15 protein-coding genes are annotated in these 23,001 nt (G+C 68.0%); 10 read left to right on the forward strand and 5 right to left on the reverse strand.

Annotated elements, in window-relative coordinates:
• Positions 1-17: 17 nt before the first annotated feature.
• Positions 18-3,215 carry a S41 family peptidase gene (locus ASE83_RS00580; RefSeq protein WP_156352567.1) on the forward strand — a complete coding sequence of 1,066 codons (3,198 nt, stop codon included), beginning with the start codon at positions 18-20 and terminating at the stop codon, positions 3,213-3,215.
• 152 nt (positions 3,216-3,367) lie between these two features.
• On the forward strand, positions 3,368-4,948 hold the full coding sequence (locus ASE83_RS00585) for a serine hydrolase (RefSeq protein WP_055787328.1): 1,581 nt from the start codon (positions 3,368-3,370) through the stop codon (positions 4,946-4,948).
• Positions 4,949-4,975: 27 nt separating this feature from the next.
• Here the strand turns inward: ASE83_RS00585 and ASE83_RS18305 are convergent, their stop codons facing one another.
• Positions 4,976-5,242 (reverse strand): hypothetical protein, encoded by a 267-nt coding sequence (locus tag ASE83_RS18305; RefSeq protein WP_156352569.1) that lies wholly within the window; start codon positions 5,240-5,242, stop codon positions 4,976-4,978.
• A 57-nt stretch (positions 5,243-5,299) separates the two neighbouring features.
• Between ASE83_RS18305 and ASE83_RS00590 the strand changes: the two genes are divergently transcribed.
• Both ASE83_RS00590 and ASE83_RS00595 read left to right on the forward strand, forming a co-directional pair.
• Positions 5,300-6,430 carry a radical SAM protein gene (locus ASE83_RS00590; RefSeq protein WP_055787325.1) on the forward strand — a complete coding sequence of 377 codons (1,131 nt, stop codon included), beginning with the start codon at positions 5,300-5,302 and terminating at the stop codon, positions 6,428-6,430.
• Entirely contained in the window at positions 6,427-7,437 is a 1,011-nt protein-coding gene (locus tag ASE83_RS00595) for a glycosyltransferase (RefSeq protein WP_055787322.1), read from the forward strand. The genes ASE83_RS00590 and ASE83_RS00595 overlap by 4 nt, the downstream gene beginning before the upstream one ends.
• Positions 7,438-7,688: 251 nt before the next feature.
• On the opposite strand, the gene ASE83_RS00600 is transcribed toward ASE83_RS00595, so the two are convergent.
• Entirely contained in the window at positions 7,689-9,401 is a 1,713-nt protein-coding gene (locus ASE83_RS00600; protein WP_156352571.1) for a M61 family metallopeptidase, read from the reverse strand.
• 123 nt (positions 9,402-9,524) lie between these two features.
• Positions 9,525-9,998: an Lrp/AsnC family transcriptional regulator gene (locus ASE83_RS00605; RefSeq protein ID WP_055787318.1), complete on the reverse strand. Its 474-nt coding sequence runs from the start codon at positions 9,996-9,998 to the stop codon at positions 9,525-9,527.
• A gap of 262 nt (positions 9,999-10,260) precedes the next feature.
• Between ASE83_RS00605 and ASE83_RS00610 the strand changes: the two genes are divergently transcribed.
• The gene (locus ASE83_RS00610) at positions 10,261-11,214 is read left to right on the forward strand and encodes an ornithine cyclodeaminase family protein (RefSeq protein WP_055787315.1); all 954 of its coding nucleotides are present in this window, start codon (positions 10,261-10,263) and stop codon (positions 11,212-11,214) included.
• 119 nt (positions 11,215-11,333) lie between these two features.
• On the opposite strand, the gene ASE83_RS00615 is transcribed toward ASE83_RS00610, so the two are convergent.
• Together ASE83_RS00615 and ASE83_RS00620 are read right to left on the reverse strand one after the other, a co-directional pair.
• The gene (locus ASE83_RS00615) at positions 11,334-12,845 is read right to left on the reverse strand and encodes a S10 family serine carboxypeptidase-like protein (protein ID WP_235513176.1); all 1,512 of its coding nucleotides are present in this window, start codon (positions 12,843-12,845) and stop codon (positions 11,334-11,336) included.
• A 19-nt stretch (positions 12,846-12,864) separates the two neighbouring features.
• The gene (locus ASE83_RS00620) at positions 12,865-14,100 is read right to left on the reverse strand and encodes an aminotransferase class V-fold PLP-dependent enzyme (protein WP_235513175.1); all 1,236 of its coding nucleotides are present in this window, start codon (positions 14,098-14,100) and stop codon (positions 12,865-12,867) included.
• 168 nt (positions 14,101-14,268) lie between these two features.
• On the opposite strand from ASE83_RS00620, the gene ASE83_RS00625 reads away from it, so the two are divergent.
• From ASE83_RS00625 to ASE83_RS00645, 5 genes are all read left to right on the forward strand, one after another.
• The gene (locus ASE83_RS00625) at positions 14,269-15,675 is read left to right on the forward strand and encodes a S10 family serine carboxypeptidase-like protein (protein ID WP_055787310.1); all 1,407 of its coding nucleotides are present in this window, start codon (positions 14,269-14,271) and stop codon (positions 15,673-15,675) included.
• Positions 15,676-15,845: 170 nt separating this feature from the next.
• On the forward strand, positions 15,846-18,902 hold the full coding sequence (locus ASE83_RS00630; protein ID WP_055787307.1) for a TonB-dependent receptor plug domain-containing protein: 3,057 nt from the start codon (positions 15,846-15,848) through the stop codon (positions 18,900-18,902).
• Positions 18,899-20,194: a pyridoxal phosphate-dependent aminotransferase gene (locus ASE83_RS00635; protein ID WP_235513174.1), complete on the forward strand. Its 1,296-nt coding sequence runs from the start codon at positions 18,899-18,901 to the stop codon at positions 20,192-20,194. The genes ASE83_RS00630 and ASE83_RS00635 overlap by 4 nt, the downstream gene beginning before the upstream one ends.
• Positions 20,191-21,651, forward strand: coding sequence for a S10 family serine carboxypeptidase-like protein (locus tag ASE83_RS00640; protein ID WP_055787304.1), 1,461 nt, complete (start codon positions 20,191-20,193; stop codon positions 21,649-21,651). The genes ASE83_RS00635 and ASE83_RS00640 overlap by 4 nt, the downstream gene beginning before the upstream one ends.
• Complete coding sequence (locus ASE83_RS00645; protein ID WP_055787301.1) at positions 21,648-22,946, forward strand: APC family permease; 1,299 nt, start codon at positions 21,648-21,650, stop codon at positions 22,944-22,946. The genes ASE83_RS00640 and ASE83_RS00645 overlap by 4 nt, the downstream gene beginning before the upstream one ends.
• The last annotated feature ends 55 nt before the right edge of the window (positions 22,947-23,001 follow it).

The following is a 23,001-nucleotide window of genomic DNA, read 5'->3' on the forward strand; positions in this document are numbered from 1 at the left end:
GCATGGATGTTGCCCGCATGATCGCTCGCCTCGCCGCCCTGTTGCTGGCCACCGCCGCCGTACCGCTCGCCGCACAGGACCCCGCCGCCCCGGCACCGCGACCGATGCTTTCCGAACCGGCGCTGTCGCCCGACGGAACGACGATCGCGTTCGTGTCGGGCGGTGACATCTGGGAAGTGCCCGCCACCGGCGGGATCGCCCGCCTGCTCGTGACCGATCCGGCGACCGAAGGGCGGCCACGCTATTCGCCCGACGGCCACCGCCTCGCCTTCACCTCCAACCGGGGCGGCAGCACCAACATCCACGTCCTGAACCTCGATAGCGGGACGATCACCCGGCTGACCTATGCCGAGGCGAACGAGGAACTGGACGGCTGGTCGAGCGACGGACAATGGCTCTATTTCGCGTCGAGCGCGGGCGACGTCGCGCGCCAGAGCGACATTTTCCGGGTGCCTGTAGCGGGCGGCACGCCGCAACCGGTCAGCGGCGAACGCTACCTCTCCGAGTTTCAGGCGGCGCCCGCGCCCGATAGCGGCCGGATCGCGCTGGTCGCGCGCGGCATCGCCAATGCGCAATGGTGGCGCAACGGCCACAGCCATATCGACGAGAACGAAATCTGGCTGAAACAGGCGGACGGCACCGGAGCCTATCGCCTGCTGCTGGGCGACGGGGCCAAGCACGCATGGCCGATCTGGTCGGCCGATGGCGGTGCGATCACCTATATGAGCGACCGCGACGGCACCGAGAATCTGTGGCGGGTCGCGTTGACGCCCGGCGCGGTGCCGCAACAACTGACCCGCTTCACCGACGGCCGGCTGCTCTTCCCCTCGGGCGCGCGTGCGGGCGGCGACATCGTGTTCGAACGCGACATGGGCGTATGGCGGTTCGATGCCGCGACGGGCACGGCGGCCCCGGTGCCGATCCGCCTGCGCGGTGCCCCTGCCGCCGAACCGCGCGGCCACCAACGCTTCGCCCGCTTCGATCGCATGGCGCTGTCGCCGGACGGGCGCAAGGTCGCCCTGATCGCGCATGGCGAGGTGTTCGCCGCCGCGGCCAAGGATGGCGGCCCGGCGCAGCGCATCACCACCAGCCTCGCCGCCGAGCGCGAAGTCGCATGGTCGCCCGATTCCCGCCGGCTGCTTTACGTCACCGAAGCGGGGCAGGATCGCCGCCTTGCGCTCAGCGACATCGCCGGCGGGCGCGAAACCATGCTGACCGGGGCCGGCGTCGCCGTCGCGCCGGCATGGTCGGGCGACGGCCGCGCCATCGCCTATGTCCGCAACCGCCGCGAATTGCGCGTCTATCGCCCGGCACAGGGCAAGGTGGCGGCCAGCGACACGCTGCTGTTCACCGGCGCGCTAGCGGTGGAGGAGGACGGGCCGCGCCCGGTATGGTCGCCCGATGGCGCGTGGATCGCCTTTCCGGTGCGCGATGCGCGGTCGTTCGTGAACGTCCATGTAGTGCCGGCGACGGGCGGCGAGGCGCGGCAGGTCGGGTTCCTGGCCAATGGCTGGCTGGGACAGATCGCATGGTCGCCCGACGGCAGCTACATCCTGTTCGACACCGCGCAGCGGACCGAACCGTCGCGCATCGTCCGCATCGACCTGATCCCCCGCGTGCCGCGCTATCGCGAGGATCTGTTCCGCGGGCTGTTCGACGATACCCCCGACGCGAAGCCCGATGCCGCCAAGGCCGCCACGCCGAAACCCGTCGCCGATGCCGCCCCGGTCCGCCCGGCGGTACGGATCGTTTGGGACGGCCTGCGCGATCGGGCCAGCGTGCTGCCGTTGGGGATGAGCGCCGAGGCCCCGGTGATCGCCGCCGACGGCAAGACGCTGGTGTTCCGCGCGCAGGAACGCGAACGCGACAACCTGTATCGCTACAGCCTCGACGAACAGGCCGCCACGCCGCCGTCGGCGCAACAGATCACCGCCACCGACCGGCCCAAGGGCGATTTCGACCTGTCGGGCGACGGCAAGCTGCTGGCATGGCTGGAGGACGGACGGGTGATGACCACGCCGCTCGCCGAACCGAAGCCGCAGATGGTCGAGATCGGCGCGGAAATGGACGTCGATTTCGCCGCCGAACGCGGCATCGTGTTCGATCAGGCATGGGGCACGCTCGATCGCGGCTTCTTCGATCCCGGCTTCACCGGACACGACTGGCGCGCGATCGGCGCGCGCTTCCGTCCCTATGCGCTGGCGGCGGCGACGCCCGACGAACTGCGCCGCGTCATCAACCTGATGTTCGGCGAACTGAATGCGTCGCATATGGGCATCAACCGTCCGATGCGCGGCGACGGCGCATTGCCGGTCGACCGGGTCGGCAATCTCGGCGTCACCTTCGATACCGCTGCCGCCGAGGCGGGACGCGGGCTGATCGTCGCGACGCTGGTGCCCAACGGCCCGGCGGCGGTCAGCGCCGCGATCGCGCCGGGCGACCGGATCGTCGCGATCGACGGGGTGGCTATCGGCCCGCATGACAATCTCGATGCGTTGCTCGACCACCGGGTCGGCGACCGGGTGACGCTGACGATCGATCGCGGCGGCACGCGCCGCCAGACGGTGGTCCGCCCAGTTTCTGCCAGCGTCGCCGCCGGGCTGCGCTATCGGGCATGGGTGGCGGAGCGGCGAGCGATGACCGAACGGCTGTCGGCCGGGCGATTGGGCTATGTCCACATCCCCGACATGTCGGCGGAATCCTTGACGCAGCTCTATCTCGACCTCGACGCCACCAATCAGGCGCGGCGGGGGGTGGTGATCGACCTGCGCCACAATGACGGCGGGTTCGTCAACGGCTATGCGCTCGACGTGTTCGCGCGGCGCAACTTCCTGACCATGCAGACCCGCGACCGGCCACCGGTCCCCAGTCGCCAGGCGCTGGGCCAGCGCGCGCTGGGGCTGCCGACGGTGCTGCTGACCGACGAATCGTCGCTCTCCGACGCGGAGGATTTCACCGAGGGCTATCGAACGCTAGGGCTCGGCAAGGTCGTCGGCCAACCCACGGCGGGCTGGATCATCTATACCAGCCCGACGGCGCTGCTCGACGGATCGATCATGCGGGTGCCGCACACCCGCATCCGCGATACCGCCGGCAACGACCTCGAAATGCACCCGCGTCCGGTGGATGTCGACGTCACCCGCCCGCTTGGCGAAAGCGGCGATGCGCAGCTGATGAAAGGCATCGAAGTGCTGGACGAAAGGATCGGCGGATAGCGTGGGCAGCGCCCGTGCGCCGGATCGTCCGCCGGAGTTGGCCCAGGACCGATCGGGACAACCTCAGGTGCATCGACGGCTCGACAGGTTCGGTTGGCAGCGGACAACCCAGCGGCTACCCTCCCAAATCTATTTTGCGCACGGGGGACGGAATGAGCGGCTTGACGACCAGGCGACAGATTCTGGGCTACGCGGTGGCAAGCGCAACTGCCGCGGCCCTCCCCACCTGGGCGCGGGCTGCAACGCCAGTCGATGGCGATATCGATGCGATCGTCGCTGCCTTCATGCGACGCTATGAGACGCCGGGCATCGCCGTTGCCGTCGTGAGGACCGGCCAGCCCCCTCTCCTTCGCGCCTATGGCATTCGTACGCTGGGCCGGCCTGGTGCCGTGGACGTCCACACGCGCTTTGCCATCGCGTCGCACACCAAGGCGTTCACGGCTGCGGCGCTGGCATTGCTGGCGGACGAGAAGAAGCTCGACTGGGAGGATCCGGTCGTTCGCCATCTACCCGAGTTCCGCATGTACGACGCTGCCGTCACTCCGATGATGACGGTCCGCGACTTGCTGGTGCATCGGTCGGGCCTGCCGCTGGGGGCAGGCGACCTGATGTTCTTCCCGCAAAGCAGCCATGTGGCGCCCGACGTGTTGAAGGCGCTGCCCTTTCTGAAGCCAGCGCGCGGTTTCCGCGAGGGCTATGACTATGACAACATCCTCTACCTGGTTGCCGGCCTGGTGATCGAACGCGTTTCGGGTATGCCATGGGACCGGTTCATCGCCACCCGCATTTTCGCGCCGCTGGCCATGGCCGATGCGGCACCCTCGCGGCGCGACAACGACAGCAACGTAGCGGGCCGTCACGCACGGCTGGGTCCGCCCGCTCGGGGAATGGGAAAGCTGGAGACAGTCCAGCCGGACGAAGGCCCCATGGTCGATGCGGCAGGGGGCATCAATGCCAGCGTCTCCGACATGGCGAAATGGCTACAGGTCCTTCTGAGCGGCGGATTGCTGCCCGACGGCAAGCGGCTGTGGTCCGCCGAGCAGGCCAGGCAGATGTGGACACCAGCCACCATCACCGCATCGAGCGCCGGCGCAAAGCCCGACAATCCGGCGCGTCCCATCCTGCAGACCTATGCCCTGGGCTGGTTCATCCAGGACTATCGAGGGTTGCAGATGGTGCAGCATAGCGGCGCGCTGTCGGGGCAGATCACTTATACCGGGCTGCTGCCCTCGCGAGGGATCGGCGTTACGGTGCTCAGCAACGTCGAAGAAGGGGTAGCGGCTTCTATTCGAAACGCCATCCTCGACCGCCTGATCGATGCCCCACCTTTCGACTGGGTCGGCGCCTATGGCACGCGCCTCGCGACGACGCAGGCCGAAGCGCTGGCCAGTATCGCAGGCGGGATCGAGCGTGCTCCCGTTGGCGGCCCGTCGCTGCCCATCGCCCGATACGTCGGGCGCTACCGCGATCCGTGGTATGGAGACGTGGTAGTGACGGAAAAACGCGGCACACTTTCGATCGATTTCGTGCCGACACCGGTTTTCAAAAGCAAGCTGGAGGTCTGGGGCCAGGATGCATTTCGCACCCGTTTTCCAAAAGGTGCCGGCGAGGACGCCATCGTGAGCTTTGCGATTCGCGATGGCAAAGTGACGGGGGTGACGATGAAAGCGCTCTCGCCACTCGCCGACTTCAGCTACGACTTCCAGCATCTGGCTTTCGTCCCAGTGACTTAGGACCGATCGACATTCCCATCTGTATCGTCACCCCGGACTTGTTCCGGGGTCCACCAGGCCGCAGGAGCTGTTGTTGGAGCCTCTATACGCACCGATTGCCGCGCGGTGGACCCCGGAACAGGTCGGGGTGACGAAAATGGATGTTCTCAAGCCTGTCTGAACATGGATGTCGATCGGCCCTAGATCGACCCGTCTGCTCTGGATATCGTTCACACGATAGCCGCTGCCATTGCCTGTCTCGATACCGAATCCTGAAACGGAACGGCGCCCGATCGACACGCTGCTTTCGGTCATGGACTTTCCCCTACGGATTTCGCACTAATCGGCCCGACGGAACAGGGGACTCCGACCATGCCGATCGAAAAGCTTGCCCGTTCGCTGGCCAAGACCGTTCCGGCGATCGCGCCGACATTGAAGGCGGGATACCGTGTGTCCGAGCGCACGCGTTCGACGATCGCGGCGCGATGGCCGCAAACGATCCGCGCTCGAACCGAGAAGATCACGATCGCGATCACCGCCCACTGCAATCTTCGCTGTCAGGGATGCAAATACGGGCGGGACTTCATGCCCGGAGCGCAGCTGCCGTTCGAGATCGTGGAGAAGCTGCTCGAGGATGCGGCTGCGGCGAATGTGCCGGCGGTGCGCCTCTATGGCGGTGAGCCTCTGCTGCATCCCGATGTCGTCCGAATGGTCGAGACCGCGAACAGACTCGGCGTCGGCTGCTACATGACGACCAACGCGCTGATCCTCGATCGCAAGATCGCGGCGCTCCATGCGGCCGGCCTGCGCAAGGTGACGATCGGATATTATGGACAGGACGGGGCGTTCGACGAATATGTCCAGCGCCCGGGTCGCTACGCGCGCCTGGTCGAAAGCCTGGAGAATACGCGCGCGCTCTTCGGGCCAGACGAACTCGACATCCAGATCAACTTCCTGCTTAGCCGGCGTTCCGCGAACATCGCGGCGGTCGACGAAATGGTCGCGTTCGCCCGCCGGTTCGACGCGAAGATCCACGTCGACGTCGTCCATTATTCGCTGCCCTATTTTCAGGAAGGCCCCGAACGCGAGCTGCAATTCCGTCCGGAAGACAAGCCCGCCATCGACCGGGTCATCAACCATCTGTTGAAGCTCAAGGCTGCCGAGCCTGCCCTGCTGACCGAATCCGCCCCCGCGCTCGCCGCCTTCGCCGATTGGGCGATGGAGCAGCAGGGGATGCGCATTCCCTGCGACGCGCGCAAGCTGCTGTGGGTCGGCGCCGACGGGTCGGTCATGTTGTGTTATGTGACCTTCCCGCTCGGTAATCTGCATGAGCAGCGACTGGCCGATATCCTCTACACGCCCGAACATCATCAGGCGGCGCGCGACGCGTTTCAGCTCAACTGCCCGAATTGTCATTGCGAGGCGGGGTCGCGCGTCGAGAAGCACGCGCCGTCCTTCCGCAAATATCGTCGCGACGCCATCGATCGGCTCGCCGGGACGTGATCCGCGTCGCGCACCTGCTGCCGAACATGGCAGTGGGCGGGCGCGAGCGGATCGTGGCCGACCTTTGCCGCACTTCGGCGCAATACGGGATCGCGCCGCTCGTCATCACGTTCGATCCTGCCGATGGTGCCGCCCTCGATCCGCACGCACCGATCGTCGCGCTGAACCGTCGGGACCGTGATTTCGCGGAGCGACTACAGGCGATCGTCACGGCAGAGCGGGTCGATGTGGTACATGCGCAAGGCCACATCTCCGCCGCGCTGCTACCCAGGCTGAACGTGCCGGTGGTGACGACGCTGCATGTCGCGCTGGGTAATGGTTGGCGCTGGCTGCCGGCGATCGCGTCGGGGCTTCGTCGCAGTTGCGCGATCACGGCGGTTTCGGACGACCTCGCCCGTCGCTTCCGCTGGGTCCGGCGACCGATCGACGTGATTCCATCGGGGGTCGATATCGATCGCTTCGCCTGTACGGAACGCTCGACGGCACGGCCGTTCACGCTCGGGATCGCCGCCCGGCTTCATCCGGTCAAACGGCATTGCGACCTGCTGGCCGCCTTGCATTTGCTGAAGCGACGAAATCGTCATTGTCGGTTGCTGATCGCCGGAGAGGGTCCCGCCGATGCCGAGATTCGGGCGCGTAGCGCGGGACTCGACGTCGTCATGCTCGGTGTCGTCGCCGACATTCCGGGCTATCTGCGCCAACTGGACGCCTTCGCACTGCCCTCCGACCATGAGGGCACGCCGGTCGCGTTGATCGAGGCCATGGCCAGCGGGCTGCCGGTCGTCGCATCCGCCGTCGGTGGTGTACCCGCACTGGTCGGCGAGGCTGGACTATTGGTTCCTCGCCGCAGCCCGGTACGGCTTGCCGACGCGATCGAACGGTTAATGGACTCGATTGATCTTCGACGGACGCTCGGCAATGCCGCTCGCAAGCGGCTTGGCGGATATCATTTGAGCGCTCAGGCTCAGGCATACCGAACGCTCTATGACGCCGTTTCCAAATCTTGACCCATAAATGATCGCTCACAGCGTCCATTTCGCGTCCTGAAGACGGACATTCGCTCAGGCGATCGACCTATGTCGGCTTCTTCTGTTGTGCAGGCAAACCACGGGCGTCGGATAGGACGATGCCGCATCCCGATGTTCTGGCGCCCTGGCAGAGTGGCAAGTCATCGCCAGCCAACCCCACTGCCCGCAAACGCCGGCCTGCATCGTATAGAGAGCGGTTCGTATCGGACCGACAGCGCCGGCCGTCTCGGCTAGACCGGGTCGGCCATCGTCCATTGATACGCATCGACCGTTTCCCCCCTCGGCCGGTAGCGGAGCGCGAAGGTCCTTCCCGCCCGCCGGATGTCGAGCGTCACGAGCGCCTGCTGGTCGCCTTGCAGCGCATCCTGCGGGAATCCGTTCATGATCTCGTCGCCGTCGCGCAAGCCCGCAATGGCGGCGTTCGATCCCGGCTTCAGCCCGCGCACGATCCGTGGCTTCGTTTGGAGCGAGGCCATGTCGAACCCCAGGTCGTAACGCTGCAACCGCCGGACCACCCGGCGAAAGCGCGGACCATAGGCATCGGACGGTGGCAGCACCGTGGCACCGCCGAGCATCGCATCGAGATCGGCGATCCCGCCCGGCCCCAGTTCCTTCGCCAGCAGCGACCGGTACAGCGCCTCGTCCATCTTGCCGCCATCCCGACGCGTGCGCAGCATCGTCCGGACGATGTCGTCGAGCGAGCGCCGCCCCGCCGATCTCGACCGGATCTGCGCGTCGACCATTTCGAAATACAGCGACCCGCGATCATAGGGCAGCACCCGCACCCGCGTATCGCGCCAGAAGCCATCCGGGATGGCGGCATTGGGCGTCGCGATCTTGATGTTGGTATAATAGCGCGCCGCCGTCTCGTTGAGGTCCTTCAGGAAATCCGCCGCCGAGATCATCCCCGCGCGGTACGGCAGCGCCCGCTGGTAATGCACCGCCAGCCCTTCGCCGAACCATGACCGGTCCAGCCCGTCCGCCGCGTCCATCGACCCGTCGAGCGAATTGACCCAGCTATGCAGCATCTCGTGTGCCAGCAGCGTGCGCAGGTCTTCGGGTTTGGAGGTGGCGTTGAACGTATAGGCGAAGCTGTCGGTCAACCCGATGCCGCTGCCCGGATTGCGCGTGTTGGTCCGCCCGAACACCCCGAACCGCGGCGGGGCATAGCCGAAGAAGGTGCCGTAATAGCGATGCAGCGCGGCGGCCCAGCCCATCAGCGGGGCCATGGCGAACGGCGGCTTCCCCTGCCACGCGGCGAAGAAGCCGTCGCGCTCCGGCCCCGTCACGCCGGGGCGGCCGCCCATATAATAGGCCGATGCCACTCGCTCTGCCGGGATCGCGGCGGCCGTGACGGCATGGCCCATGCCGAAGCTCGATGCCCCCACGCCAGACGCACCATAGCCGGCGAAGTCCCACCGCACCTCGGCCCGGCGCGGCTTGCCGTCGGTCGGCAGCAGCAGGAAGGCGTTGCCCGCCGCCGAGAAGGTGCCGCCCTCGGTCCGCATCTCATATTGCGGCAGCGCAAGCTGCGGTGCCGCCGCGTCGATCGGCACGCGGTAGCGCGCGGTCACCACCCCGTCGACCGCGCGGCCTGCACGCCAGCGGCGAATGGTGTTCGACCCGTCCTGCGCTACGTCCTGCGTCGTCACCGGGATCGGCCCCTGCGCGTCGGCCAGCGTCAGCGCGCGCAGGTCCTGCCCGCTCGTCACGACGGTATTGGCCACCAGTGGCAGTTCGAACAGCACGTCGCCCGGCGCGGCGTGCATCGCCTGCGCCTCCAGCGTCACGTCGACGAACGGCACGTGCCGCGCCGCGTCGGGCGCACCGGGGGCGAGCAGGACGACGAGCCGCGGCTCGCCCCCGCCATCGGGGGCCGTCGCGCCGGTCAGCAGCAGCACCGATCCCAGTGCCATAACCCTGCGCATCGTTCGAGCCATCATGCCGCCTCCATCGTTCCGGCGATCAGCCTAGCGTGCGACGCCCGCGAAATCCGGTCGCAAGCGATGCGTTTCGCGTAGGGATGTGCATAGCCTATTCGCGGCGACCATCATGGCAGCCGTATGTCATGCGGCGGGCAGTGGCAGCCGGTGGGTACATTTCACTTCGGACAGGGTGGCGATCGAGCGGATATCCTCGACGCCGGGCAGCCGCAGCAGCGTGCGGAAGGTGAAATTCTGATACCAGCCCATGCTGGGCGCCAGCACCTTCAGCATCACGTCCATCTCGCCGAACAGCGTATAGGCTTCGGTGATCTCGGGGATGTCCTCGATTGCGCGCATGAAGCGGTCGCGTGCATCGTCGCTCAGCCGCCCCATCTTGAGCTGGGCGAAGATATACATGCTCTCGCCGAACTTCTCGCGATCGAGCACCGCGACCTGCGCCTTGATATAGCCTTCGTCCTTCAGCCGCTGGATACGGCGCCAGCATGGCGATTGCGACAGGCCGACACGGTCGGCGATCTCGCTCGACGATTCGGACGCATCGATCTGCAAGCGGTCGAGAATCTTGAGGTCGAGGCGGTCGAGGGCGTCAGCCATGATTATGCACAGTTCCGGGAAAAGGCGAATTGAACTGGCCGCCGTTTGACCATGGATGCGATCGATCGGCAAGCATTTGCCCGTTCGCCGGGGTAGAGTTGGTTTGGCGGTGCCGGCCCGCTCCCCCTCCCGACCACCCATTCAGGATACGCTGTGGGTGGTCGGGAGGGGGAGCGGGCCGGCACCGCCTTGAAACTCGCTTTCCAGCGAGTTTTCAAACAGCCTCTTGGGCTGATGCCCGACAGGCCGTTGGGGAGCAGGGATGACGCGCGACGAACTGGCGATCTTCGATAGCGCGGCGGTGCGCGCCGGGCTTGGCTATGGTGACTGTATCGACGTGGTGCGGACGGCGATGATGGCGCTGTCGGCGGGTACCACCCGCCAGTTGCTGCGCACGATGCTGTCGCTGGGACCGGGGCGAACGTTCGCGCAGATGCCCGGCGCGCTGGGCGAAGACAAGATGTTCGGCACCAAGACGATCAGCGTCTTTGCCGACCCCCAGGCACCCGGCAAGCGCCGCCACCGTGGCCTCGTCGTGCTGTTCGAACCGGTCGAGGGCCGTCCGGTCGCCGTCGCCGATGCCGAGGAGATCACCCATATCCGCACCGCCGCCGCCACCGCGATCGCGACCGACGCGCTGGCCCGCGCCGATGCCGCCACGCTGCTGATCGTCGGCACCGGTGGGCAGGCGCATACCCATCTGCACGCCCTGCCGCTGGTCCGCCGGTTCGACCGGGTGCTGGTCTGGGGCCGCGACCCTGCTCGCGCCGACGCGGTGGTCGCTGCCTTCCCCGACCTGCCGTGCGAACGCACCGACGATCTGGCGGCGGCATGCGGCGCGGCCGACGTGATCTGCACGCTGACCGCAGCCGCCGAGCCGGTCGTCCGGGGGGAATGGGTCCGGCCCGGCACCCATGTGAACCTCGTCGGATCGAGCGGCCCCGGCCCGGTCGAGGTCGACAGCGCGCTGGTGGTCAAAAGCCGCTATATCGCCGACAGCATCGCGTCGGCGCGCGATGCCGCCGCCGAGTTCCTCGTCGCGCGCGACGCCGGCCTCGTCACCGACGACCATATCGTCGCGGAGATCGGCGAGGTGCTGCTGGGCCGCAAGCCGGGGCGCACCAGCGCCGGCGACATCACCGTCTACAAGTCGCTCGGCCATGCGGTGCAGGATTTGGCCGCCGCCGCCCATCTGTATCGGACGTGCGATCGATGATGGCGCGGCGGCCGGCGCCGCGCAGATGCACGAGCGGTGGTAGGTGATCGCGTCGCGATCCATCACGACGCCGAGAACAACGGGCGCGGTTCACGAACGCTTCGCCCGCGCCGCCGCCGTCACCGCGCCGCGACGACCTCCTGTACGAAGCGGTGCAGGTCGCCGCTCAGCGCAGCCAGCGCGTCGACATCCTCGAACGCCGAATGGCCGGCAGCATAGCGGCGGAACGTCGCGCGACCGGCGGGCACGCCCTGCTGCTCGATCGCGAACTGCCCGGCATAGACCGGGGTGGTGATGTCGTAATACCCGCCCGCAGCGAACAGGCGCAGCGTCGGCTTCACCGCCATCGCGGCGGTCAGATAGGGCGCGAACGCCGCCGCGCGGTAGCTGCCGCCATAGTCCTTGTCCCAGCTCCATTTGAAATTGATGCCGAGGTTCAGGCTGCGATAGGCGCTGGGCACCGCATAGCCGAGATCGTCCTTCAGATAGCGTTCGATCAGGCTGGCGGTGCCCATCCCCAGCGACATCGACGGATCGTCGAACGGCGGGCGCAACCGACTGTCGGCCAAGGCGCGGGTCGCGCGTCCGTCGAGCTGCCCGGTGCGCAGCCCCTTGTCCGCCAGCAGCCCGAGCATGAAGTCGCGCCGTTCGATCCGCAGGTTCTTGGCCGCGATCGTCGCGGCGGGCAGGCCGGTGAACGCCGCCATCCGCGTCGCGATCCGCGCCTTGTCCGCCGCCGGCAGCGCCGCGCCCTGCATCAGCGCGGCGGCATAGTCGGTCTGCGCGAAATGCAGCGCCGCGTCATACCACGCCGCGACACTTTGCCCCGCGCGATCGACCGCGCCGTGATACCATGCGACCGCCGCCAGCGTCGGGAACAGCACCGCGTCGGACACCACCGGCCCGTCGCTGTCGCCGATCGCCGACGACAGCAGCACGACGCCGTCGGGCAGCGGCTTCTTGGCGGCCATCGTCTCGTTCAAAATCGCCAGCGCGCGGGCGGTGCCATAGCTTTCGCCGACCAGCAGCACCGGCGACCCGCTCCGCCCGTTCGCCGCCAGCCACCGCTCGATCATCGACGCGACCCCGCGCGCATCGCCGCCGACCCCGAAATAGCCCGACGCGTCCTTGCCCGCGACCGGCATCGACGCGCCGGTGCCGACCGGATCGATGAACACCAGATCGGCGATGTCGAGCAGCGTGAAGCGATTATCCTCCAGATGCGCGGCATCGCCGGTGCCGACCATCCGGCGCGGCCCGAACGCCTGCATGTGCAGCGGCGAGGACGACGCCCCCGGCCCGCCGTTGAACAGGAACAGCACCGGCCGTTTCGCCGGATCGCCCACGCGGTCCGCGACATAGGCATAGCTGACGGCAACGGCGACCGGCGTCCCGTCTCCCCCAGGCATCGGCTGTTCGGTGACGATCGCGCGATACGCGAAGGGGCGACCGTTGAGCGTTATGCGATGCTGCGTCGTCACCACCCGCGCGCTGGCCGCGTCGCGCGGCACCATCGGCTCCATCGCCCGCAGGAAGGCAGGCGACATCGGCGCGCTCCCCTCGTCCTGGGCGGGCAGCGCGGCGGGCGTGAGCAACAGCGCGAGGAGAGGCACGAGACGGCGCATCGGCATCGGTTCTTTCGTTGAAGATTCAGGCACGCGGCAGCACGGCGAGCAGCCGATCGACATCATCGAGCGTGTTGAACACCGACGGGCTGACCCGGAAGCGGTTGCGCGACAGGGTGATCTGCACCTTCGCCGCCTTGAGAGGCGCGGACAGGCGGTCGCGCGCGCCCTCCAGCACGCAGGTGACGAGGGGGGTCCGGCTGTCGGGCGGGGTCACGAGGGTATAGCCGCGACTGGCCAGCCCCGTATGCAGCCGTCGCAGCAGCGGCTGCCGCCACGCCGCAATCCGCTCGACGCCAAGGGCAAGGATATGCTCCAGCGACCAGTCGAGCATCGCCGGCACGACATGCGCGTGGGTGCCGCCGGCGAACAGCCCCTCCATGTCGCGCCGGGGCGTCACGTCGGCGATCGGGTACTCGGCGTTCGTCGCGGGAGGATCGAACGGATAGACATGCGGGTCGAACCGGTCGAGCTGGTAATAGCCGTACCGCGTCCGCCGCAGCCGGTCGTGCAGGTCGGCGCGGACATAGAGGAAGCCCAGCCCGAAATCGCCCATCAGCCATTTATAGCTGGCGCAGGCGGCGAAATCGACGTTGCTGGCGCGCACGTCGATCGGCACCGTGCCGGCGGCATGGATGATGTCGGCATAGACCAGCGCCCCCTTCGCATGGGCGATTTCGCACACCCGCTTCAGGTCATGCTCGAAGCCGTTATAGGTCGATACCAGCGACAGTGCGACCAGTCGCGTGCCGGGTACGATCGCGCGTTCGATGTCGTCGATCGCGATGCGATTGGCGCGGGGCCGCAGCCACACGACGTCCACGCCCTGCCGCGCCAGTTCCTGATAGAGATAAAAGGACCCAAAGAAATGCAGCGTATCGGTGACGATCCGCCCTTTTTCCCCCGGAAAGCCGAGCGCGTCGATCACCGCCTGTTCACCCGCCGTGGTGCTCTGGACGAAGGCGATCTCGGCCGGTGTCGCATTGATGAGCCGCGCGAAATTCGCCTTTACCCGCCCCTCGACCGCATCGGTCGGGAAATAGCCGTCCATCGTCGCCCGCTGGTCGAGATAGGCCCGCGCCGCATCGCGCGCACCGATCGGCACCGGGTGCATGGTGCCGCTGTCGAGATAGGTGCCGGGCATGGCTGCGAAGCTCGCACGGTCGGGCAGGGTCGGCGCAGGCGCGGCCATGGCACGCGTGGCCAGCGGCAGCATCGCCCCCCCCGCCAGCATTCCGCGTCGCGTCACCCCTTCGGCCACCCTTGTCTCTCCATTCGTGCCACAGCCTACCGCGGGTGCGCCGCATAAATCTTGCGTCCTGTGCCGGGGGGCACGCTACGACGGCCGCCGATCGATCGGCGCACGGGATCTGTGCATAATTATGCCGCCGGATTGCCGCTACCCCGGCGAGGCAAAAGGAGTGTCGTGATGATCCGATGGGCTTTGACGGGCATGATTCTGGCAGCGACCGCCGTCCCCGCCGCCGCGCGGACCTGCGCGCCCGACGCGGTCGAGACGCGGCACAGCGCGCGCATCGCGGGACGCACCCTCACCTATGTCGCCTGTGTCGGCGCGCTGCCGGTTCGTAGCGGCACCGCACAGGCCCGGATCGTCTATACCGCCTACATTGTCCCCGGCGCGGCCCGGCGCCCGATCAGTTTCGTGTGGAACGGCGGCCCCGGCGCGGATTCCCGCACGCTCCAGTTCCATGCGGTCGGGCCACGCGTGCTGCGGGGCGGCGCGCTGGTCGACAATGCCGACAGTCCGCTCGCCGCGACCGACCTCGTCTTCGTCGATCCGGTCGGGACGGGCTTCAGCCATGCCGTCGACCCGGCACAGGCCGCCACCTTCTATGGCACGGTCGCCGATATCGCCGTCACCGCCGATTTCATCGAGAGCTTCCGCCGACATTATCGTCGCCCGTCCAGCCCGATCAACCTCGTCGGCGAAAGCTTCGGCACGTGGCGCGCGTCGGGCGTCGCCGAAACGCTGGTCGAGCGGGGTGTACCCGTGGCTGGCGTCGCGCTGATCTCCGGCGGCATTCCGCTTGGCGAGGAACCGCAGGCCAACCGCCGCCGTGCGCTGTCGCTGGTCAATCGCGCGGCGACCGCCTTCGCCCTCGGCAAGCTCGCACCCGCGCTGCAACGCGATCGCGCGGCGACACTGGCCGAGGTGGAGCGCTGGGCGAACGGCGTCTATGCCCCGGCGCTGGCCGACCCCGCCGCGCTGGATGCGCCGCGCCGTGCCGCCATCGTCGCCGCGCTCGCCCGCTACCAGGGGCTAGATCCCGCCACGATCGACCCGGCGACGCTATGGGTTTCGCCGCGCGACTTCCGCACGCGGCTGCTCGCCGCCGAGGGCAAGACGCTCGACATCTTCGACATGCGCCGGACCGGGCGGCCCGAACCCGTGCAGGACGATGCGGTCGTCCTCGCCTATTATCGCGAGGCGTTGGGATATACCACCGGGCGCTATGCCGGGATCGACGGCCCGGCCGATGCCGTCGGCGGTCAGTGGCGCTATGACCAGTCGCCGATCACGCCGGAATCGCTGGCGCGGGCGATGGCCGGCGAAGGTCCACCCAGCGCGTCGCAACCATGGATCCAGCGCGCGATGACCAAGGCCCCCCGGCTGCGGGTGTGGGTCGCCACCGGCCTGTACGATTCGCTCAACAGTTGCGCGGGCAACGCCGCTACGGTCGCGGGCCTGGCCGGCGATCTTTCGCGTCGCTTCACCCTGCGCTGCTATGCCGGCGGCCACATGATGTATGAAGACCGCCAGGAAACCGCGCGTTTCGGCAAGGAGCTTGCGGCGTTTCTCGGCAAGAACGCATAATTTTTGCGCAGAACCGGCATAATCGCATCAATTCGAACCCGATCGGCGCGTGGGAGCACGCGGTAACGCCCAAAAATGCCCCGCCCCCCGCGCTATGCTGGACGTCAGGGAAGGAACGCAGACGGCATCAAAGCCACGCGGTCCGGGGCAGACGAAACAAAGGGGGCTTCATGCAGCACGTACAGTTCGGACGGGTCCGCAGCCTGATGGCATCGACGGCGATCATGACCGCGCTGGCCGCGATCCCGGCACAGGCGCAGCAGCCGGTCGAAGCCTCGATCGCCACCGATGCCGCGCCCGCCAGCGACGATATGATCGTCATCACCGGATCGCGCATCCGCCGCGCCGGGCTGGACCAGGCCGCGCCGGTCGCCGAAATCACGGCGCAGGCGATCACCGATCGCGGCTTCGTCACCGCCGCCGACGCGCTTAACAACCTGCCGTCGAACGCGCCGGTGCTGAACCAGGCCGATGGCAGCGGCGACACCAGCGGGCCGGGGTTTCAGGCACCCAATCTCTTCAACCTCGGCACCGGCCGCACGCTGACGCTGTTCAACGGCCGGCGCATGGTCACGACCGGATCGGGCATCGGCGCGGGCGACGGGGTGGGCGATGCCTTTGTCGATGCGAACATCATTCCGCTCGGCCTGCTCGACCGGGTCGAGGTCTATCAGGGCGGTGGTGCTGCCGTCTATGGATCGGATGCGATCGCCGGCGTCGTCAACTATATCGTGAAGAAGGATTTTTCCGGCCTCGTGCTGGATGCGCAGAACGGTATTTCCGAACGCGGCGACTATGCGACGCCCAGCCTGCGCGCGACGGCGGGCATGAACTTCGGCGGCGGACGCGGCAATGTCGCGATCGATCTGGGCTATTCGAAATCGCCGACGCTGATGTTCGATGCCCGCCCGCTGTCCAATCGCGGACGGCTGACGGTCGGCAACAGCGCCGACACCGGTCCGACGGACGGGATTCCGGCGGTGAAGGAAATCTTCAACGCCGCCTTCTGGCCGTTCAACCGCAATGGCGTGATCTTCACCCGCCCCGCCCCGGTCCCCCCGTTCCTCGCGCGCAGCAGCGGCAACGCGCTGCAATTCGCCCCGGACGGCAGCGTCGTGCGCTACGACACCGGCGCGATCCAGGGGATTCCGTTCGCCTCGGGCGGCGACGGCTTCAAATATCAGGCGCTGGCGGGCTTACGCACCGGCGTCGAGCGCTATACCGCCAATCTGATCGGCCATTACGACCTGACCGATCGCATCACCCTGTCGACCGAACTGCTCTATGCCCGCACGACCGGCACCGAGATTCCGCAGGGCAACAGCTATACCACGCTGAACGCCGGCAACTACGCCGGCCCGATCCCCTTCACGATCACCAACCCGTTCCTCTCGACGCAGGCACGCACGCTGCTGGCCGGGGCCAATGCCGGCTTCGCTGCGGGCGCGCCGCTGTTCCTGTCCAAATATTTCTATGATCTGACCCCTGCCAACGACCAGACGACCCGCACCGAAACCTATCGCGCCGCGCTGGCGCTCGATGGCGGGTTCGATGTCGGCGACCGCGCCTTCTACTGGTCGCTCGCCGGCAGCTATGCGCGGGTCGACGGGGCGCAGCGCAGTTGGCAGGTGGTGAACAGCCGGTTCCGCAACGCGATCGGCGCGGGGCTGAGCGGCGGGCGGATCGTCTGCGCGATCAACGCCGATGCGATCACCACCAACGACGATGCCGCCTGCGCGCCGATCAACCCGTTCGGCGACGGCAATGTCTCGGCGGCGGCGCGCGACTATGTCAGCACCCGCGCCGGCATCGACTGGACCAACGAACAGGTCGATCTGCTCGCCACGTTCGGTGGCACGCTGGCGAAACTGCCGACCGGCAATGCCGATTTCAGCGTCGCCTATGAACATCGCGACGAACGCGCCGCCTTCGATCCGCTGGCAGCAAACCGCGCGGGCAGCTTCGGCACCGGCACGCGGGAGGTGGCGCAGTCGGGCGGCTATAATACCGATGAACTGTCGGCCGAACTCATCGTCCCGCTGATCGGCAAGGATTTCCAGTTACCGCTGGTCCGGCTGCTGGAGGCCAAGGGCGCGTTCCGCTACGTCGACAACAGCTATGCCGGGCATCAGAACGTCTGGGATCTGGGGCTGCGCTGGGAAGTGACGGAAGGGGTGACGCTGCGCGGATCGCGCAGCCGCAATTTCCGTGCGCCGACGCTCACCCAGTTGCTGGCTCCGACCGTCAGCGGGCTGAACTCCGTCGGTTTCGACCCGTGCGATGCCGACCGGATCGCCAGCGGCCCCAACCCGGCGGTGCGCCGTGCCAACTGCCTTGCGCTGTTCGCCGCCAATCCGGGCTATGGTGTCGATCCCGACGGCACCGGCGCGGGGCTGGGTGCCGCCGCCCGGCTCGCCCGGTTCCAGGACCCGTCGGAAAATTTCCAGCGCGCGATCGTCACCACCGGCGGCAACACCGCGCTGCGCAACGAAATCTCCAACACCTGGACCTATGGCATCCTGTTGCAGCCCCGGGTCGTCCCTGGCCTTACGATCAGCGCCGACCGGATCGAGATCGACCTGACCGACGGGCTGTCGTCGTTCATGACCGCCGATTTCGCCGCCGCCTGCTATGACGATCCCAACCCGTCGGCGGCGGTGTGCGGGGCCTTCACCCGGCTTGCCAACAGCGACGGGGTCAGCCCCGGCGGCACCATCGCCACCGGCACCACCACCACCTTCAACGCCGGGGTCGTGCGCTATCGCGGCGAAACCTATCTGGTCGACTATCAGTTCGCGCTGGGCGACCTGCTGGGGGGTGGCGATCTCGGGCGGCTGCAACTGGGCGCGGCGGCAACGCGCAACGCGCTGCTGACCACGTCGGTCACCGGCACCACCTTCGTCCGGTCCGACGGCACCTATCTGTCGCCGCGCTGGGTAGGCCGGTTCAACGCCGCCTATGCCAAGGGGCCATTGCGCCTGACCTATCAGCTCGAATATCTCGACCGGACGGCAGCGGGGCCGAACGTATCGATCGAAACGACGCCCAATCCGGTGCTGCGCAGCAATATCGTCCACGACGTGTCGGCGCAGGTCGATCTGGGCCGGATCGCGCTGCGCTTCGGCATCGACAATCTGACCGACCGCGAACCGTCCTATCCGCAGATCGCCTATGGCGACATTCTCGGCCGCCGGTTCTACGCGGGCGCGCGGATCAAGCTGAAGTGACGGCCCGCCCGGCCGCCATGGCCGGGCGACGCGCCGGCGAACCCCCTGACGAGCGGATGCAGACCCTGACGATGACCCGGCCGGACCCGACCGATCCCGTATCCGCGATGCCGCCGCCCACCGGACCGGTCGCGGTGGCGGGGGTATCCGAATCCTATTCGCACTGGGTCCGCCGCGTGATCCGCGCGGTGCGCGCCGAACGCAACCTGCTGGTCGGGCTGTTCGACAGTTCGGTGCCCGAACCGGTCAACCCTCTGCGCGACATCATCGCCGACGGCTTCGGCGAGACGATCACCACGCGCTACACCAGCGCGTTCACGAATGGTAATCCCTATGTCGTGGCGCAGCTCGCCCGGCACTATGGCGTCGATGCCCGGCAGGTCCTGTGCACGACCGGCGCGACCGGCGCGTTGTCGCTGATCTACCGCGCGCTGCTCGAACCCGGCGACCGGATACTGGTCGAAAATCCGGGGTTCGACCTGTTCCACAAGATCGCCGAGACCCAGGGCTATGGCGTCGACCGGTTCGAGCGGCGCGGCGACGATTTCGCGATCGATCCCGCCGCGATCGCCGCCGCGATGACCCCGCGCACCCGGCTGATCGTGCTGTCCACCCTGCACAATCCGTCGGGCATGGCGGTGCCCCCCGCCACGCTCGCCGCCATCGGCGCGCTGGCGCAGGCGCGGGGCGCGCGGGTGATCGTCGACGAAGTCTATGCCGATTATGTCGATCCGGCGTTGCGCCCGCCGCCGGCGATGCGGCTGTCGGACGCGATCGTCAGCATCAACAGCCTGACCAAGTCGCACGGGCTCAGCACGCTGCGCTGCGGGTGGATCGTCGGCGCGCCCGACACGATCGATCGCATCCGCGCGCTGGCCGACGAGATCGACTTCGGCGTGTCCACCCTGTCGCACGCGGTCGCCGCGCTGGTGCTGGAGCGGCCCGAGCGGTTCGAGGCGTATCGCACCGACATCCTGCGGCGGGCGCGGCCGATCATGGAATCCTACCACGCGCACTGGCGCGAACAGGGGTTGGTGACGGGCACGCTGCCGCCGTTCGGCTGCATCGCCTTTCCCCGGCTCGTCGGGATCGACGATACGGTGGCATTTTCCGAATGGCTGGCCGATCGCTGCGGAGTGATCGTGGCGCCGGGCGAATATTTCGGCCGGGCGGGGCATGTCCGCATCGGCTTCGCCCGCGCCAGCGCCGATGTCGATTATGGGTTGCAGGCGCTGACCGATGGCCTGATCCGCTATCGCGACCAGCGCGGCGCAAGGAAGGAACGGGGATGATGCACCGGGTGGCATTCGCACTGGCGTGGATGGTGTCGGCGGCGGCGGCCTTCGCCGAGCCGCCCTCGCCACCCGTCGTGAAGGCCACCACGCACGCAACGATCGTGCGGCAGGGCACCGTCATCCCCTATGAGGCCGAGGTAGGGCTGGTCCCCGTCGGCAGCCGGCCGGGCCGGCACGACGCGACGGCGGGCTACATATCCTATCGCCGGGATGCGGGTCGCGACCGACCGGTCCTGTTCGTGTTCAACGGCGGTCCCGGCGCGGCATCGGCCTATCTCCACATGGGCGCGCTCGGCCCCCTGCGTGCGCGGATGCCGCAGGACCCGGCCGCCCCGCTGCCCACCGCCGCCGCGCTCGGCGACAATCCCGACACGCTGCTCGACATCGCCGACCTCGTCTTCCTCGATCCGCCGGGCACGGGCTTTTCGGCCATCGGCGACGATGCTGACACCGGCTTCTATCGCTCGGTACGCGGCGATGCCGATGCGGTCGCACAGCTGGCGCGCGCATGGCTGGCGGCGCACGGCCGCACCGCCGCACCGCTCTACATCCTCGGCGAAAGCTATGGGACGATCCGCGCGGCGGCGATGGTCGACGCGCTGCGCGAACAGGACCCGACGCTCCGGCTGCGCGGCGTGATGCTGCTGGGTCAGGCGCTCAACATGATCGAAACGTCGCAGCGCCCCGACAATGTCGTCACCTATCCGGTCGCGCTGCCGACGCTGGCCGCGCTCGCCTGCTACCACCGGGTCACGTCGGCTCCCTGCACGCCGCAGGACGGCGCGCGTGCGGGGTCGGCCTATGCGGGTGCCTATCTCTCGGCGCTGTTCCGCGGACGCGCGCTCGACGCCGCGGAGCGTTCGGCGGTGGCGACGCGCCTCGCCGCGCTGACCGGCATCCCGCGCGCCTGGTATCTCGCCCACGACCTGCGCATCACGAAGGAACAGTTCCGCGTCGAACTGCTGCGCGGTCGAGGCAAGGTGCTCGGCCGCTACGATGCGCGCTATACCGCGCCACGCGCGCCCGACGCCGGGGAGACGGTCGGTCCCGACGCCTTCTCGGCGGTGTCCGACCTGTACGGAACGGCGGTGATCGCGCAGCTGGCGCGGATCGGCGTGGCCGATGCCGCCGGCTACCGCGTCATCGCGCGCGGCGGCGACGACTGGCGCTATGGATCGGGCGATTCGCCGTTCAATGACTGGCCGTTCATGGCGCGGCTCGAACGGACGATGGCGGTGGTGCCCGAACTGCGGCTGTTCGTCGGCACCGGGCTGTACGACCTGACGACCACGGTCGGCGCGGCGGACTATCTGTTTGCGCAGAGCACGCTGCCCGCCGCGCGCTATCGCAACCGGCGCTATCCGGCGGGCCATGTCGCCTATTCGGACGATGCGAGCTGGGCGATGCTGATGCGCGACCTGCGCGCCTTCCTTCTGGCGGGGGACGGCCGTTGACCGACGCGACGCTCGCAAGGCGCATCGACCTGTGGGGCGTGGTGGCGCTCGGCCTCGGCACCGCGGTCGGCGTGTCGATCTTTTCAGCGATCGCCCCTGCCGCCAAGGTCGCGGGGCCGGCGATGCTGTTCTCGGCACTGCTCGCCGCGCTGCCGATGTATCTGATCGCGGTCAGCTATGCGTTCCTCGGATCGGCCTGTCCGGCATCGGGCGCGTCGTTCGTCTGGCCCGCACGGTTCCTGCATCCGACCTGGGGCTTCTGCATCGGATGGGCGCGGATCGTCGCCAATGTCGGGGCGATCGTAGTGCTCGCGCTGGTGCTCGTGCGCTATGCGTCGATGCTGGTGCCGTTGCCGACGAAGCCGACGATGCTCGGCGTGCTCGCGCTGGCACTGGTCGCCAATCTGTTCGGCGTGCATATCGCGACACGGGTGCAGAAGGTCCTGCTGGTCGGGATGCTGCTGCTCTTCGCGGTGTTCGTCCTGTGGGGCGGCGCCAGCGCGGTCGATCCGGCGCGGCTGCAACCGCTGTTCCCGCACGGGCTTCACGGCATGGTCGCGGCGACGCCATTGCTGATGGGCCTGTTCTTCGGGATCGAGGCGGCGACCGAGGCCGGTGCCGAAGTCACCGACAGCCGCCGGACCATTCCGCTGGGCATCGCGCTGTCGATCGGGTCGGCAACGCTGCTGTACCTGGCGGTCGGCTTCGTCGCGCTGGGCGTGCTCGGCGGCGATGCACTGGGGGCAAGCGACGCGCCGATCCTCGATGCGGCCAAGGGATTCATGGGGCCATGGGCCACGCCGCTGGTCGTGCTGGCGGCGGTCCTGTCGATCGGCAAGTCGCTCAACGCGCTGTTCGCGATGTTCAGCCGCAGCCTGTATGCGATGGGGACCACCGGGATGCTGCCCTCCGCGCTCGGGCGGGTCCATCCGCGCTGGCAGACGCCGCATGTCGCGCTGTTCGCGGTGTTCCTGCTCGGCTGCGCGGGGCTGCTGCTGCCGATGGAGCTGACGTTCCTGTTCCTCGCGGTGAACATCCCCAACCTGCTGAAATACGGCAGCATCTGCTTCGCCGCGGCACGGGTCGTGGAGCGCCATCCCGAACTGTACGACGCCGCCGCGTTCAAACCGGGCCGCCGCCGGATGCGGATCGCGGCCTATGGTGGCGCGGTCAGCGCCTTCCTCCTGATCTTCGTCGGGATCGAGACCGACGGACGGCCCTATGTCCTGCTGCTCGTCTGGATGCTGGTCGGCCTTGTCTTCCTCCAGACCCGGCGTCTGACGCCGGGAGCGTAGTAGGGCTAATCGACATTCGGCCACTCCCGGTGTCGTTCCTGATTTGGGCCTCCAG

The organism is Sphingomonas sp. Leaf32, from assembly GCF_001421765.1.
Classification (GTDB): Bacteria; Pseudomonadota; Alphaproteobacteria; order Sphingomonadales; family Sphingomonadaceae; genus Sphingomonas.